Here is a 16104-nt window from a genome sequence, read left to right as displayed (position 1 = left end):
CCGATTCCCACGGTCACCGCCGCCCGTCGACGGCCGTGCCCTCGCCGCCCAGGTGCTGCGCGACCCAGACGAGCATCCGTTCCGTGGCGTCGCGGCTGAAGGTGTGCCCGACGTTCGCCAGCTCGACGTGCACGAGCTGCTCTCCGCGACCGTCGCTCTCGTACCGGGCACGCAGCCCCTCCTCGAGCCGGCGCACCTCCTGCGAGGGAGCCACATGGTCATGCTCACCGGAGACCAGCAGCAGCGGGCGCGTCGCGAGGTGGTCGCCCCGCTCCCCCAGCAGGCTCGCCTTCTCGACTCGCGAGCGCCTGGCGAACTTGGCGTACTCCCGCACGGTGGTCGGGAAACAGACCGGCATGAGCGCGGCGACGCAGCGCAGCCGCGGGTCCCCCGACGCCATGAGCATCGCCTGCAGTCCGCCCCAGGACTGGCCGACGACCGCGATGCGTGCGGGATCGACCTGCTCGGGCAGATCGAGGACCGCATCGACAATGTGCGGCGCCTGCGTCCACGCGATTTCGAGCAGGTCCTCGCCCTGGCCGTCGAGGCTGAATCCGACGAGGTCGGACGCGTTCTCCCATTCCCGCTTGCGCGCACCGTGCCCTGGATTCTCGACGACGAGGACGTGGTGTCCGTCGTTCAGCAGAGCAGCGGCATGGCTGGGCAGCTCGCGGTTCACCGGGATGCCTGGCGGCACGGCCTGCTCACGCGACGACCGGTGTCCCCCGAACAGGACGACGAGGCTGGCCGACGGGGAATCGGGCGGCTGGCTGAGCAGTGTCGCCGGAATGGGGTCGTGGCCCGGGAACGGGATGTAGAGGTCGCGCAGGTGGGGCCACGGTGTCCACGGCGACGCCGGCCCATCCCCGACGATGTGTGACACGGCTCGGACGGCCTGGGCGATCGAGTGCGCGGCGATGATGGACGCCGTCTCCGGTGTGGCGCCTTGTGGAAGCGAAAGTGCGTAGGTCCCGGGCTCGGGCTGGCCGCTGGGTAGTGAACCGCCGACGATCCCGACCGATGCGCCTCGCGCACGCGCCAGGCCGAGCGCACGGTCGGTTTCGGCGGCATGCGGACCAGTCGGCCCGAACAACACGACCATCGAGGTTGGCGGCAGCGCGCCCGCGGTCAACGCCCAATGCCGCGGCTTGTTCGACCAACTGGCATGCACACCGAGCGCACGCAGTTCGGTGGCCAGCAGCTCCGCGCCGACGTCGGTGTCCGGGGACGACCAGATCTCGACCACCGAGGTGTGCCGGAGGGCGGCCGCGAGCATGGGCAGGTAGTCGTCGTTCCCGAAGTGGGCGGCCGCCTGGATGTCGCGCTCTGCCGGCCCTTCGGCACGGATCTGCGCGGTCAGCGCCCGATCGTTGGCGAGGCTGAGCCGAAGCGCCGGGTAGCCGTCGAACCCGACATGCTGCGCGAAGCGAGTGAGGGTCGCCTGGGCGACGCCGCACTCCTTGGCGAACTCCATGATCGTCATTCCGATGGCGTCGCCTGGGCTGGCGATGATGGCCTCGCCGACGCGGCGCTCCGCCGGCGACAGGTTCGGCAGGTAGGCGTGGATGCGGTCGATGGCACCGCTACTACGACCGGGCTGAGGTACTTGACCGATGAGCACGGCAGTGAGAATAATCCTTTCAGCCACATGAAATCAATGTTCTTTCGAGTGTCGGCGAAGTAAATTCCCTCAGACCGCTCCGGTCCTCCAGCGACGAAGCAGGTGATGGCGCCGTGCAGAGTGAGCCTCGTGTGCGACCGCGACGTAGTCAGCGGCGCTCTCGGGCGATCCGTCGCGAACTGCTCTACCTCGGGCTGTGCGCGCCCGGGCTGGCCTTGCTGGTCCTGTTCAACTACGCCCCGCTCTTCGGCATCGTGCTGGCGTTCAAGGACTTCCGCCCGCGTGACGGCATCTTCGGCAGCCAGACCGTGGGATTCGAGAACTTCGCCTACCTGTTCGCCGGCGACGCGGCGCGGATCACACGCAACACCGTGGTCATGAACCTGTCGTTCATCGTCGCAACCCTCGTGGTCGCCCTGACGCTCGCGCTCGTCCTGCACGAGCTGCGTGCCCGCTCGCCGCTGCTGGCCACCGTCACGCAGTCGGCGATGTTCCTGCCGTTCGTCCTGTCCTGGGTGGTCGTGGCCAACCTCGTCACAGCGTTCCTGGACTCCGGTCGCGGCCTGGTAAACCAGATCTTGGGCGCGGCCGCCCTGCCCGCGGTCAACTGGTACTCCGAACCCGAGTACTGGCCCGCCATCCTGGTGTCGGTCGACCTGTGGAAGGGCGTCGGGTTCTGGGTCATCGTCTACGTGGCGGGCATCCTCGCGATCAACCCGTCCCTGTACGAGGCCGCCGACATCGACGGCGCATCACGATGGCAGCAGATCCGCCGCATCACCCTTCCCCTGCTGCTCCCGCTCATCGTCATCAACGTCCTGCTGTCGGTCAGCAAGATGTTCAACGCCGACTTCGGGTTGTTCTTCCAGGTGACCCAGAACAACCCCGCGCTCTATCCCACCACCGACGTCATCGACACGTTCGTGTACCGGGCGCTGACCACCACCGGTGACGTCGGTATGGCGGCCGCGGCCGGCCTGTACCAGGCGGTCGTCGGATTCCTGCTGGTCACCACAGCCAACTGGTACGTGCGCAGGAGGACTCCGGACAATGCTCTCTTCTGAGGTCACTCCGCGCCAGGCCGGAGCCATCCCGCCGGTGCCGTCCACACCCGCCGGACGGCGCAAGCCGAGCGCCGCGCGGCGGGCGCCCCTCGTCCTTCGCGTCGTGGCCGTCGGTATCGCCGCGGCCTTCGTCCTCCCTCTCGTCATCATGGTCTCGGCGTCGTTCTCCGACGAGACTCAGCTCAACGAGCACGGCTACGGGCTCTGGCCGCGCGGGTTCACCACAGAGGCGTACCGCTTCGTGCTCGACAACGCCGATCAGCTCCTGCGCAGCTACGCCGTGTCGATCGTCGTGACCGGGGTGGGCACCGTGGCGTCGCTGCTCATCATGGCGCTGATGGCGTTCGCGCTCTCGCGGCCGGACTTCCGCCTGCGGCGGCCGATCACTCTCGCCGTGCTGTTCGCCATGATCTTCAATGGCGGCCTGGTCCCGCTCTACATCATGATCACTCGCTACTACGGGCTCCAGGACACGCTTTGGGTGCTGATCCTCCCCTACTTGGTCGCACCGTGGTACGTGCTGCTCCTGCGCACGTACTTCATGGGCCTGCCGAGCGAGCTGTTCGACGCGGCCCGCATCGACGGCGCCGGCGAACTCCGGGTCTTCCGCTCCGTCGTGCTCCCGCTGTCCAAACCCGCGCTCGGAGCCGTCGGGCTGTTCGTCATGCTCCAGTACTGGAACGACTGGTGGCTGGGACTGCTCTACGTCCAGGATCGGGCGCTGACCCCCGTCCAGCTGCTGCTGTATCGCATCAACTCCAACATCGACTTCGCGCTGACCAACCCCCAGCTGGCCGGCGGCTTCGACGTCGTCCCGGTGCAGTCTGCGCGGGCGGCGATCGCCGTCCTCGCGATCGGTCCGATCGTCATCGCCTTCTTCTTCCTGCAGAAGTTCCTCATCAAGGGCATCACTCTCGGCGGCGTCAAGGACTGACCGCCCGTCCGAAGGACCGAAAGGACACCGCAGTCATGAACACCATCAGCAGGCGCTCTCTCCTGGTCGCCGGCGGCGGCATCGCCGCGGGCCTGGCCGGTGCAGGATTCCTCTCCGGTTGCTCGAGGAACGGCGACGGCGGCCGGAGTGACGGCTCGGCCGACCTCACCTACACCTTCATGGCCACCAAGGAACTGCCCGACGCCGGGGCTGTCCAGGACTCGCTCAACGACCTGCTCGCCGACCGGGGCGCGCCGTACACGGTGACGCTCGACGCACTCCAGGACTACAACCAGGCGATGGGCCTGCGGGTCGCCTCGGGTGACCCGGGCGATCTCTACTTCACGGCACCGTGGTCCAACTCGTACGCCACCAACGCCTCAGACGGCAACCTGCTCGAGCTCGACGACCTACTGGCCGAGCATGCGCCCAAGCTGCTGGCCAGTATGTCGTCGGACGTCTGGGACGCCGCCCGCGTCAACGGCCGGATCTACGGCGTCATCAACCAGCAGCGCTTCCCCAAGATGTGGGGCTTCCAGGCCAAGCAGGAGGTCGTCGACCAGCTCGGGATGGACCCCGCGGCCATCACGTCCTTCGCCGAGTTGGAACCCTTCCTGGTCCGGGTCAGGGACGCAGGACAACTGCTGCCCTGGTCCACCTCCAACCAGGCCCACGGCAAGCTGTTCCAGCCGGAGATCCACGGCTTCGACCCCATCGCCACCACGCTCGCCTTGGCGGTTCGTTACGACGACGACTCGCTGGCGGCGTTCTCATGGTTCGACACACCCGAGTTCGAGGACGCCGTCCGCACCATGCGGCGCTGGAACGAGCTCGGCCTCGTGGAACCCACACCGCCGTCGGCCGACGACATGCAGACCCGCTGGAACTCCGGCCAGACCGCGTTCGCCGATGCCCAGTACCTCCCGACGAACCCGCAGTACACCGAGTTCGCCACCATCGGCAACACGTTCGTCCGCACACCGCTGCTCAACACCGACGGCGTTCTCGCGACGCTCACCGGCATCAACGTCGACACTCCCGACCCCGCTGCGGTGCTGTCGTTCCTCGAGGCCCTCAACACCGACCTGGACGTGTACCGCACGATCTGCTTCGGCATCGAGGGCACCCACTACGTCCAGAGCGCCGACCACCCGGACCTGGTCGAAGCCGGACCCCAGCAGGCGGCCTACGACCCCAACAGCGACTGGGTCTTCGGCAACCAGTTCAACGCGCCGTACCGCAACCTGGCCGACGCCGAGGCGAAGCGCTGGGAACGCGAGGCCGAACTGAACGGGTCGGCCGCCCCGTCCAAGGCCATCGGGTTCTCCCTCACCACCGACCGCATCCGCACCGAGGTCGCGGCGGTCACCGCGGCCATCGACGAGCACGCGCCTCTGGCACTCACGGGGCAGCTCGACGCGGACGAGGCACTGTCCAACCTGCGCTCGGCCATCGAGCGGGCCGGCCTCCCCCGAATCCTGCAGGAGACGCAGGAGCAGCTCGACGAATTCAAGGGCCGATGACCGGCCGGCACCGGACGGGCACGCCACGCACCCTGCTGCTCGACCTCGGCACCACCTGGGTCAAGTCCGCGGTGACGAGCGGACGAGGGATCGAGCCGCGCCCGCCACGGCCGACCTCGGAGCTCGCCGATGCCACGGCGGACGACGACGCGACCTGGAGCGCCGCGGCCGTGCGAGGCACCGTGGCGACCCTCCTCGATCGCGAGAGCCGAGGACCCGAGCCGATCCGGGCGCTGCGCCTCAGCACGCACATGCGCGGCTTCGCGATCGAGGACGGCGACCGGCCCACCCGCTACCTCACCTGGCAGGCCGGCCACGCCTCGCGCCCGGTCCGCGGGCGCACACCGTTCGCCCGGCTCGCCGCCCGCATCCCGCCGGCCGCGATGGCCCGTACCGGAACCTGGCTGCGGCCTGATTCCCCGCTGGCGAACGCCCACGCGCTCGCCCATGCCGCCGGCCGGGCGCCGCGCGGGCGGTTCCACACCCTCGGCAGCCTCGTGCTCGACCAGTTGTCCGGCGAGCACGTCACCCACGTCACCTGCGCCGCCGCCACCGGGCTCTACGATCTCGTCGAAGCCCGGTGGAGCGATGACCTGATCGGGTGGGCCGGGCTGTCGGAGCTCGTCTTCCCGCGCGTGGTGCACGACCTCACGCCCGTCGGAACCTGCCGCCGGACGGGGGTCGTCCTCCATCCGGACCTCGGCGACAACCAGGCCGCGGTGCTCGGAGCCGGCGTCACCGACCGGACAGGCATCGTCGTCGCGGCTGGAACCGCCGGTCTGGTCAGCCGTCCCGCTGACGACCGGGACCAGATCGCGGGTACCGAACTGCGCCCGCACCTGAACGGCGGCTACCTGCGGGTCGTCTCCGGGCTGCCAACTGGGCAGACGGTCGTCGACGATCCCGGCGAGCGGACGGCGCGCCGCTTCGCCGCCGCGGTGGAGCTGCTGAACCCGGCCCGCGACGCCACCCGGCTGGTCGTCACCGGAGGAGCGGCACGCCGCCGGCCGGCCTTCGGCCAGACGCTGTACCGGCTCACCGGGCTGCCCGTCCGGCACAACCAGGCCCACGACCACGCCCTTCTCGGGCTGGCTCGCCTCGCCGAGCCGGCCGCGCTGGGGGCCGGCCGTGCCTGACCACTCCCCGTCGCCGCAGCACCTCGGCACCATGATCTGCGAGTTCGCCGGGCCGGCCTTGCCTCGGATCCTCGCCTCGGCCGGACTGGTTTTCGCCGTCGTCGACGGCGAGCACGGTGCGTTCGACGACGCTCAGGTGTCGACCCTGATCGCCGCCGCCTGGGACGCCCTCGAGATCTACGTCCGTGTCCCCCTCTCCGAAATGGCGCGTACGAGGCGCTACCTCGATGCCGGCGCGACCGGGATCGTCGCCCCGATGGTCTCCTCGCGCGCCGACTGCGAACTCCTCGTCGAGGCCACGAAGTATCCGCCCCTCGGCCGCCGCGGGGTCAGCACCTTCCGGGCGCACACGGACTTCCAGCGCGTCGACGTCGCCGAGTACCTCGGCCGCGCCAACACCGGGGTCCACGCGCTGGCACAGGTCGAGACGCCTGCCGCGCTGGACCGGCTCGACGCGATCGCCTCGGTGCCCGGGCTGGACGGGCTGGTGCTCGGGCCCAACGACCTGCTGACCAACGCCGGCGCACCGGCACGCTACGACCACCCGGTGCTGGACGAGGCGCTGCGCGCCATCGCCGCGGCGGCCCGCACACACGGCCTGACCGCCGGCGTCATGACCTCGAACGCGGCGCTGGCGAGCCGGGCGCTCGCGCACGGCTGCACGTGGCTGTGCTGGTCCAGCGATTCCGCCCTGCTGCACGGTGCCGTCGCCAACGCCCGCGACGCCTTCCGGGAGACCGATCGATGACCGACTCGCGCACACCCACCCCCGACGAGCTGGACGCCGCTCTCGAGTCAGCACTGCGCGGCCCGTCGATCGTCTCCGGAGCGGACCTCGCGTCCGTCCCGGTGCGCTTCGACTACGGCATGACCCTCGGGATCGACGCGACCGCCGGCGGGCGGTTGTGGTCGGCGTCGATCGCCGGCGGCGACAACCACCTCGCGTTCGTGGTCCTTCGCCGCAGCGACGACGGCGGACGCACGTGGTCCGATCCGGTCACGCTGGTCAACCCCGGAAGCGCCGACGACGCGCTACGGCGCCGCAGTCTGGTCGGCGCCGTCTGGGTCGACCCTCACAACCGCCTCTGGCTCTTCGTCGACCAGGCCGTCACCTACTTCGACGGCCGAGCCGGCACCTGGGCCCTGAGCTCACCGGATGCTGATGCCGACGAGCTCACCTGGTCCGCACCGCGGCGGATCGCCGACGGGGCGCTCCTGAACAAACCCGTCGTGCTCTCCGACCGCTCCTGGGTGATGACCGGGTCGTTGTGGGACAGGACCCGGATCGAGCCGGGCCAGCCGGCATCGGTCGCACCGTGGGCGGTCAATCCTTTCCACGACCACTTCGGCGACCTCGACGAACACCGCGGCGCCTGGGTGCGGCGCAGCCTCGACGAAGGCCTGAGCTGGGAGCACACAGCAACCATCCGCTTCGGCCCTCCCGAGTTCGACGAGCCGCGGTTGGTCCAGCGCACCGACGGCACGCTCTGGCTGACCGCACGGCTCGCGTCCGGTGGTCTGGCCGAGACCACCGGCGACCCGACGGCCACGCGCTGGAAGCAGCCACGTCCGTCGTCCGTCATCCGGCAGCCGAGCTCACGCCACGCGCTGCAGCGGCTGCGCAGCGGCGCCCTGCTGCTGGTGAAGAACGGCTCCGAGCTGGGCCGGCCGGCGCCCGGTCACGGCCGCAGCGAGCTCACCGCGTACCTGTCGCACGACGACGGCGTCACCTGGACGAGGGGTCTGGTCCTGGACGGCCGCTCGAAGGTGGCCTACCCCGACATCGCCGAACTGCCATACGGGCGGATCTGCGTCTCCTACGACCACAACCGCCGCACCGACGGCCAGGTCCTGCTGGCCCGCTTCACCGAGGACGCGATCACCGCCGGCCGCTCCGACCTGGTGGAACGGATCGTCGTCTCCGAGCCCGACCCCGCCGCACGCGACGCGCGGCTGCACCGCGAATCGAACCCGCACGCCAACGCCTGACCCCCAACGCCCGCCCCGTCACCCCGCAGAAAGGCACGCCCATGCCCGACATCGACGTCAAGCGGCGCACCCTCCTCCAGGCCACCGGTGCCACCGTGGCCGTCGCCACCTTGGGTGGCCGCGCGTTCGCCGCGCCGCGCGAGCAACCGACGGCACTGCCCGCCGTCGACCCGGTGAACCCGGCCGACGCCCCCGTCGCGATCTCCTACGCAACAGAAGGCGTCGACGACGGCACCTCCATGGTGATCGTCGGCGAAGGCTTCACCGCCCAGTCCGAGGTGTGGCTCCTGAAGCTCGGCAAGGACACTCTCGAGGACGCGAAGGCGAGCTTCGGCGGCCAGGCGGCGCTGCCCGACAGCCCGCCGAGCGGGGCAGCGAAGGCCACGCTGTTGAGCGCGGCCCGCGAGCGGGTCCTCGTCGCCGGTCAGATCGGATACCCCAACCCGGCCGCCGACCTCGCCGTCTACCCCACGGCCGTCTGGGTCAAGACCGGCGAGCACTGGTCCCGGCCGTACGTCGTCAACAAGCCGGCGATCTTCTTCGCCGAGACCGATGTGCTGGTCCCTGGCGAGACCATCCGGCTCTTCGGCCGCAACTTCCTTGCGACGTACGGCGTCACGGGCGCCAACTACGACTACCCGATCGCCCTGCGCGAGGCCGACGGCGACGCCGTCCACTGGGCCCAGCTCTACGACGGCGAGGGACAGGCCAGGCCCAACTACAAGCCGCACGTCGTCCAGATCCGCATCCCCGCGGACATCCCCGACGGCGACTACGAACTCTCCGTACACACCCGCTACGGACTCGAGAACGGCTGGAGCAACTCCGTCCCGGTCCGCGTCCGCGCCGCCCGCACCCTCATCAACAGGCTCGCCCGTCATGACCTGACCGACCAGCCCGGATCCGCACCTGGGAGCGTCCGCGTCGACGTCGTCAGCATTCCCGACGACGCCCGGTACAACGACAACGCGCGGCGTATCCAGGATCGGCTCGACGCAGTGGGACGCCGCCGCGGCGGCGGCATCGTCCGGCTCCCGACCGGCCCGATCGCGATCGGCACGACGCTGCGGGTACCCGACGGCGTCGTCCTGGAAGGCAGCGGACGCGGTGCCACTCGGCTCACCACCCCCTTGGGGTCCGCTTTCGCCGGGACCTTCGCGGTCTCCGACCTCTTTCCGTCTCCGTCGTTCGTCAAGGGCTTCGCCGGCGACTACACCCCGTACTGGGCACCGCACCAGCCGCTCGTATGGCTCGAGGGCAGTTCGGGCCTTTCGGATCTCTCGATTCAGGCGGGCTCACGTGACTTCACTGCCGTCCTGATCGGCAACTCCGACCCCGAGAAGATCCAGGAGGACGTGTTCGTCAAGCGCGTCGGCCTCACCATTCGGGCGACCAGGTACGCGCTGCGCAGCGCCTTCACGCCGACCAACGCGGGAATCCACGTCGCGAGCCCGACCGCCCGCCTGGTGATCTCCGACTGCGTCATCGACGCCCACGAACCCCTCGCGATGTACGCCGGCCGCCACGCCCACCGGCACGCGATGATCGTCCGCAACTCACTCTCCTCCCACCAGCGCCAGGACTCCAATATCGGCATGATCATGGGCTGGTCGGACTCCGTGTTCGAGGACAACGAGCTCTACTCCGGCGGGCGCGGTTTGATCTGCCAGATGAACACCACTCGGGTCTACTTCGGCGGCAACCGCATCCACGAGATCGGCGGTCGCGGCAACGCCTCCGAGGTCCTCATGGCCGAAGCGGGCTACGCGCTGGAGGAAGTAGATGTGTCGGGCGCCGCGGCCACCACGGTGAACACCAGCTCGACCCTCCCCGAAGGAGCCGCCAAGGCAACCTCGAGCGAGCTCTACGCCTGGATCGCCGAAGGCCGTGGATTCGGGCAACTGCGCCGCATCGTCGACAACGACGGCCAAGGCTCGCTCACGCTGGAACACCCCTGGCGCACCGTCCCTGACGCGACTACCAAGATCGACATCATCACCCACCCGGCCGTCAACAATCTCTGGGTCAACAACGTCTACAGCAACGGCCGCGGCTTCATGCAGCCGTTCTACGGCAGCGGATTCGAGAACATCATCACCGGCAACGAGATCCGCAGCGCCGGCGGACTGAGCATCTGGTCCGGATTCACCATGCAGGGCAAGGCACGGCGCAGTACGGGCGCCTACAACCTCATCTACACCAACATGCTCACCGGCTCCGATGCGATCAACCTCTACGGCGGCAACACGGCCGGACAGGAGGACATCCCCGGCGGCATGTTCGCCAACACGGTCCGCCGGAACCAGGTCTGGTCCCGCGGCTCGGCCACCCAGACCAACCAGTACTACAACATCTGGTTCTCCCGGCCCGCCGAAGCCGACCCCGACCTCGAGGCCTCGATCAACCTGCGGCGATGCGACTCCACCGTCGTCGAGGCCAACTACGTCTTCCAGGACGACAACGGCATTCTCGCTCGCGGTGGCAAGAACAACCTCGTGCGGTTCAACCGCATGGACCGGGTGCCGAACCGAATCCTGCGCCAGGAGGACACGAGGGACCTCATCGCGACGGCTCCACCCTTCGAAGAGCCGTACTGATGACGCTCGCCGCCACCACGACAGCAGCGGAGACCACACCATGACCAGGCAGATCTCTCGTCGCACCGTCCTCAAGACCATGGGAGCCACGTCGGCGCTCGCCGTCGCCGGGATCCCCGCCCTGCCCGCACGTGCCGACGCCACCGCGCCGGCGCTGTATCCGGAACAGTTGCGCAACCTCGTACCGGGCACGGCGGTCCAGCTCAACGGAGCGGGCTTCAGCGCCACCAGTCAGCTGCGGCTCTGGACCGTTGCCGACGACGTGACTCCGCCGAGCGGCGGCGTGCCGGCGCTCCCCGCCACGCCGCCGGCCGGCGCCGCGCCACTGACGCCCGCCGGGGTGACCGCGACGAGCCTGGCCGCGATCCCTCCGGCCGGCTCCCGGACGGTGCAAGCCGCCTACGTGTCGTCGGCCGACGGAACGTCCTGGTCGGCGCCGCTCCTGCTCAACGCGGCCGAGCCGTGGTTCCACACCCGGCCGGCGCCGGAGCCCGGGCAGACGATCGACGTGATCGGCGCCAACCTCCACCTCGGCGGCGGCACCCCCGCGGTCTACCTGCGGGGCTCGACCGGCACGCTGCACGCCTGCGCGGTCACGGTGATCTCCCGGTTCGAGCTCACCGCCACCGTGCCCGCGTCGATCGCGCCGGGCAGTTACGACCTCCTGGTCTCCAACGGCCGCGGCGGCCATCACGGCTACTCCGAGAAGCTCACCGTCCAGGTCACCAGTCCAGCCGCGCCACCCGCCGGCGCGATCGACGTCGTCACCGATCACGGTGCCGATCCCACCGGCACCGCCGACTCCACCGCGGCGATCCAGGCCGCCCTGACCGCGGCCGCGGCCACCCCCGGCGGCGCGACCGTCTCCATCCCGGCGGGGAACTACGCGGTCTCCGGCCGCATGACGTTCCCCGCCACGGCCAACCCGATCCACCTGGTCGGCGACGGGCAAGGCAGTACGGCGATCCGGATGAGCGACGCATCGACCTTCGGCGCCGACTTCCCCCTCGAGACGCCCGACGACGTCTACGGCGTCGGCCCCGCGGACCAGAAGTCCCTGTTCTACCTGGACGCCGCCAATGGTGCGGTCGTCATCCGCGACCTGAGCATCGACGCCAATGACAGACGGGCCGTCGGCATCGGCGTCAACCGCCGGCACAACGTCACCATCCAGAACACGACCATCGTCTGCAACGACTACCCCAGCAATGTGTGGCTGCGCACCGGCGTCAACGGCGTCTTCGCCTACGGCTGCCGGAACCTGCGCGTGCTCGAGTGCGACATCGACAGCAACAACTGCGTGGTCCTGGGCGCGATGCTCGACGTCGAGATCGCCGACTGCGCCCTCCGCGCCTGCTTCCCACGGGTCAACGGCGAACCCAACCACCCGCAGCCCGATGCCGACAACACCGCGGTCAGGATCGCCGGGAGCCGGCGGATCGCCGTGCGCCGCAACGACTTCCAGCGCTCGTCGACGACGTTCTACTACGCGCGCGGACTGGGCGCCGGCGGTTCGAAGCTGGCCGCCTTCTCCTACGGCCCAGCTGAAGCCTGCGGGCTGGAGGACGTGATCGTCGCCCACAACACCCTCGACGGCGCCGGCGAACCCAACGGCAACAACGGCGAGGCGTTCGTCGGCGACACCTTCACCACCAAGCCCGGCGAACGCGTCCAGCTCCCCGTCGTCAGCGCAACCTCGACGACCGTCACGGTTCCTACCGGCACCTTCGACACCGCCGGTTCCTTCGACGTCATCGGCGCCCACGTGTTCGTCCTGTCGGGGACCGGCGAGGGCCAGGTGCGGCGCGTCCAGGCACACACCACCGACACCGTCACCGTCGCCGAACCATGGTCGGTCGTCCCCGACTCCACCTCGATCATCACGGTCGTGATCACGCACGTGCGACAGCTCTACGTACACAACACCGTCACCACCTGCCCGAAGTACCTCGGCAACTACGGCCCGTCCTACTACTCGATCTGCGCTGAGAACACCTTCGACGGCGACGGCGCGTTTCCGAGCGGATCGACCGGCCTCGACCAAGGTGTCGGCGGAGCGGCAGCCCTGCGTGGCACCGCTCCCTCGTTCGACTACAAGATCCAGTTCTACAACGAGGTGAGCGACAACCAGATCAACACCGGCCGGGTCTTCTACAGCTACACCAACACCGCCGGCGCCTCGAGCGCTCCGGCCGGCCCGATCGTGCGGTCCAACGCCCTGGTCCGCAACACCGTCACCAACAGCCCCGAGGCAGCCAAGCTGTTCACCACCACGGCCGCGGTGGCAGCGCCATGGGGCCGCTACAACCTGTCCGCGCTCAACGCCAGCGCGGGTTCCTCGACCAGCACCGTGATCGGCGCCGGGTTCGACACCACGTACTACCAAGGTCCCGCCACCGGCCTCACGGACGGCGGTTCCGGCACCGTCACCTTGTAGCCCGCACGACGGCGGCCACCGCGCCGCCTACCGCTACCGCCCGGCCTGAAGGAGAAGGTCATGACCGCAGCCGACCCGGCCCGCCTCGACGAGTTCCGGCGACAGCGCTTCGGGATGTTCATCCACTGGGGCGTCTACGCCCTGGCCGCACGGCACGAGTGGGTGCGCAACCGCGAACGGCTCAGCCGCGACCAGTACCAGCCCTACCTCGACCGTTTCGATCCCGACCTGTTCGACCCCGCGGTCTGGGCCCGTGCCGCCCGCGACGCGGGCATGACGTACATGGTGCTCACCACCAAGCACCACGACGGCTTCTGCCTGTGGGACTCCGAGCTGACCGACTACTCGGTGCGCTCCACACCCTGGGGCAAGGACCTCGTCGGCCCGACCGCCGACGCGTTCCGGCGCGAGGGCCTGGGCGTCGGCTTCTACCACTCGCTGCTGGACTGGCAGCAGCCCGACTTCCCCATCGACGGGCTGCACCCGGACTTCGAACGCGACGGCGTCGACCAGCACGGCCGCGACGTCGCGCACTATGCGCAGTACCTGCACGGACAGGTCGAGGAACTGCTCACGAAGTACGCGCCGGTCGACACCATGTGGTTCGACTTCTCCTACCGGAACTGGCGCGATGCCCAGGGCCGCCCGCTCGTGGGCGGCAAGGGGGCGGCCGACTGGCGCTCCGACGACCTCATCTCGCTGGTCCGCCGGCTGGCGCCGCAGGCGCTGATCAACGACCGGCTCGACGTCGACGGCTCGGCCGACTTCGTCACGCCGGAGCAGTACCAGCCGGTGGCGCCGGTGGTCATCGACGGCGTCCCGGTCACCTGGGAGGCCTGCCAGACCCTGAACGGCAGCTGGGGCTACGACCGCGACAACCTCGACTGGAAGTCGCCGGAGCTGCTGATCAAACTGCTGGTCGACACCGTGTCGAAGGACGGCAACCTGCTGCTGAACGTCGGCCCGAACGGCCGCGGCGAGCTGGAGCCGCGGGCGCTGGACACGCTGGCCGAGATCGGGCGGTGGATGCGGCTGCACGCCAGGTCGATCCACGGCGCCGGCGCCAGCGCGTTCGCGCCGCCACGGGACTGCCGCTACACCCAGCGCGGCGACCGGCTGTACCTGCACGTGTTCTCGTGGCCGTTCAGACACCTGCACCTCCCCGGGCTCGCCGGGAAGGTCCGCTACGCCCAACTGCTGAACGACGCGTCCGAAGTACGCCGCGTCTCGCACGACGAAGGCGCCGTCACCCACCCCGCACTGGGAACGACGCCGGACGACCTGACCATCGAACTGCCGATCCAGCACCCCGACGTCGCCGTCCCCGTCGTCGAGCTGTTCCTCCACGAGTGAGGCCGCACCCGGCCGCCGAAGGAGCACACCGCCGTGGCTGACCCCGATCGACCCGAGGACCTCGTCCGGCCGGGCTTCGGCCCGGTCGCCGACGCCTTCGAGCGCACGCTCGCGGCCGACGGCCGCACCGGAGCCGCCCTCGCCATCTGGATGGACGGCGAGCCCGTCGTCGAGATCTGGGGCGGCACTGCGGACGAACGACGCCGGCGCGCGTGGTCGCGGGACACGCTGTCAGTCGCCTTCTCGTGCACCAAGGGCATCGCCGCGGTGCTCATCGGCATGCTCCTCGAGCGGGGCGACCTCCCCTCGCTGGAGACACCGGTCGCGGCGATCTGGCCCGAGTTCGGCGCGCACGGAAAGGGGCAGGTCACCGTCGCCGACGCGCTCGCGCACCGCGCCGGAGTCTCGGCACCGCGGCGCGACTTCACCCTGGCGCAGGCACTGGACGGGCACAGCGTGGCGGAGGCGCTGGCGGAGCAGGAACCGTTATGGGCACCCGGCACGGCCCACAGCTACCACACGCTGACCCACGGCTACATCGTCGAGCAGCTCGTCCTTCGGGCTGCCGGGCGAACGGCGGGCCGGTTCTTCGCCGACGAGGTGACCGGCCCGCTCGGTGCGCAGGCCTGGCTGGGGCTGCCGCCGCAGCATGAGGACCGGGTGACGCATCTGGTCCAGGATCCGTCGACGGTGGCGGACCTCGCCGGCGACGCGGCCGCCGTGCGCTGGGCGAGCCGAGCGACCACGCTCGGCGGCGCATTCCCGCCGACCCTCATAACACCGGAAGGCGGCTTCAACGATCCGGCGGTGCACCGCGCGGAACTGGCCGGTGCCGGCATCATCGCCACGGCGAGCGCCATGGCACGTATCTGGTCGGCAACCGTCTCCGACACACGCGGCATTCGCCTCATCGGCGATGAGACCAGCAAGAAGTTGGCGACCCCACGCAGCACCGGGAAGCCGCACTTCGCGACGAATCCCCCGCCATACCCCTCCTGGGGCGCCGGCGTGAGGATCCCCACGCATTCCCAACCCCTCATCTCGCCTCGTTCCTTCGGCCACGACGGCGCGGGTGGGCAGCTGGCCTTTGCCGACCCCGACGCGAAGGTAGGTTTCGCTTATCTGACCAATCGGATGGCAGACGGATCACGGGCAGAGCACATACTCGCCGCCCTTCGCCGGGTCATCAGCTGACCAGGTGCCACATGCACAGCAGCCCGTCCCTGACCACGTTGAACTACTCCCGCATGATCGCCTGCTGTCCGGGTGCTCCGGCTACGGAACCGGGCCACGCCGGTGAACGGGTGCTCGTCCACAGAGGTTGGGAACGAGGTCGACTGGTGATACGCGTACCCGCCTTGCGCTCATCGTCCCAGTTCAAGAGTAGTTCGAAGGGTGAGTCCAGGTGGGCAGTTCCCTCCTCGGACACCAGCCCCTCATTGAGGTCGGC

At 69.8% G+C, this 16104-nt stretch carries 11 protein-coding genes; 10 read left to right on the top strand and 1 reads right to left on the bottom strand.

Annotated elements, in window-relative coordinates:
• Positions 1-13 precede the first annotated feature (13 nt).
• Complete coding sequence (locus BLV02_RS12540) at positions 14-1621, bottom strand: alpha/beta fold hydrolase (protein WP_069115054.1); 1608 nt, start codon at positions 1619-1621, stop codon at positions 14-16.
• Between the two features lie 131 nt (positions 1622-1752).
• Here BLV02_RS12540 and BLV02_RS12535 point away from each other — a divergent pair, with 131 nt between their 5' ends.
• From BLV02_RS12535 to BLV02_RS12490, 10 genes are read left to right on the top strand one after another with little or no spacing between them, the layout of a single operon-like run.
• Entirely contained in the window at positions 1753-2685 is a 933-nt protein-coding gene (locus tag BLV02_RS12535) for an ABC transporter permease (RefSeq protein WP_069115055.1), read from the top strand.
• Positions 2672-3619, top strand: coding sequence for a carbohydrate ABC transporter permease (locus BLV02_RS12530; RefSeq protein ID WP_083289236.1), 948 nt, complete (start codon positions 2672-2674; stop codon positions 3617-3619). Before BLV02_RS12535 ends, BLV02_RS12530 begins: the two co-directional genes overlap by 14 nt.
• A gap of 35 nt (positions 3620-3654) precedes the next feature.
• Positions 3655-5142: an ABC transporter substrate-binding protein gene (locus BLV02_RS12525; RefSeq protein ID WP_069115057.1), complete on the top strand. Its 1488-nt coding sequence runs from the start codon at positions 3655-3657 to the stop codon at positions 5140-5142.
• The gene (locus BLV02_RS12520) at positions 5139-6278 is read left to right on the top strand and encodes an FGGY family carbohydrate kinase (protein WP_069115058.1); all 1140 of its coding nucleotides are present in this window, start codon (positions 5139-5141) and stop codon (positions 6276-6278) included. The genes BLV02_RS12525 and BLV02_RS12520 overlap by 4 nt, the downstream gene beginning before the upstream one ends.
• Entirely contained in the window at positions 6271-7026 is a 756-nt protein-coding gene (locus BLV02_RS12515; protein WP_069115059.1) for an HpcH/HpaI aldolase family protein, read from the top strand. Before BLV02_RS12520 ends, BLV02_RS12515 begins: the two co-directional genes overlap by 8 nt.
• Positions 7023-8267, top strand: a complete 1245-nt coding sequence (locus BLV02_RS12510) for a sialidase family protein (protein ID WP_069115060.1) — start codon at positions 7023-7025, stop codon at positions 8265-8267. Before BLV02_RS12515 ends, BLV02_RS12510 begins: the two co-directional genes overlap by 4 nt.
• Before the next feature lie 41 nt (positions 8268-8308).
• On the top strand, positions 8309-10864 hold the full coding sequence (locus tag BLV02_RS12505) for a hypothetical protein (RefSeq protein WP_069115061.1): 2556 nt from the start codon (positions 8309-8311) through the stop codon (positions 10862-10864).
• A 40-nt stretch (positions 10865-10904) separates the two neighbouring features.
• Complete coding sequence (locus BLV02_RS36485) at positions 10905-13301, top strand: glycosyl hydrolase family 28-related protein (RefSeq protein ID WP_171906907.1); 2397 nt, start codon at positions 10905-10907, stop codon at positions 13299-13301.
• A gap of 60 nt (positions 13302-13361) precedes the next feature.
• The gene (locus BLV02_RS12495) at positions 13362-14654 is read left to right on the top strand and encodes an alpha-L-fucosidase (RefSeq protein WP_069115063.1); all 1293 of its coding nucleotides are present in this window, start codon (positions 13362-13364) and stop codon (positions 14652-14654) included.
• Positions 14655-14687: 33 nt separating this feature from the next.
• Positions 14688-15848 (top strand): serine hydrolase domain-containing protein, encoded by a 1161-nt coding sequence (locus tag BLV02_RS12490; RefSeq protein WP_069115064.1) that lies wholly within the window; start codon positions 14688-14690, stop codon positions 15846-15848.
• Positions 15849-16104 lie beyond the last annotated feature (256 nt).

Source organism: Jiangella alba, assembly GCF_900106035.1.
GTDB lineage: Bacteria > Actinomycetota > Actinomycetes > Jiangellales > Jiangellaceae > Jiangella > Jiangella alba.
Note: the sequence above shows the minus strand (reverse complement) of the source record. Positions and strands in the feature narration are given on the sequence as shown.

Bases quoted from the DNA above. Each gene is read 5' to 3' on its own strand.
- BLV02_RS12530 (WP_083289236.1), top strand. From the start codon at position 2,672: ATGCTCTCTTCTGAGGTCACTCCGCGCCAGGCCGGAGCCATCCCGCCG.
- BLV02_RS12525 (WP_069115057.1), top strand. From the start codon at position 3,655: ATGAACACCATCAGCAGGCGCTCTCTCCTGGTCGCCGGCGGCGGCATC.
- BLV02_RS12520 (WP_069115058.1), top strand. From the start codon at position 5,139: ATGACCGGCCGGCACCGGACGGGCACGCCACGCACCCTGCTGCTCGAC.
- BLV02_RS12510 (WP_069115060.1), top strand. From the start codon at position 7,023: ATGACCGACTCGCGCACACCCACCCCCGACGAGCTGGACGCCGCTCTC.
- BLV02_RS12505 (WP_069115061.1), top strand. From the start codon at position 8,309: ATGCCCGACATCGACGTCAAGCGGCGCACCCTCCTCCAGGCCACCGGT.
- BLV02_RS36485 (WP_171906907.1), top strand. From the start codon at position 10,905: ATGACCAGGCAGATCTCTCGTCGCACCGTCCTCAAGACCATGGGAGCC.
- BLV02_RS12495 (WP_069115063.1), top strand. From the start codon at position 13,362: ATGACCGCAGCCGACCCGGCCCGCCTCGACGAGTTCCGGCGACAGCGC.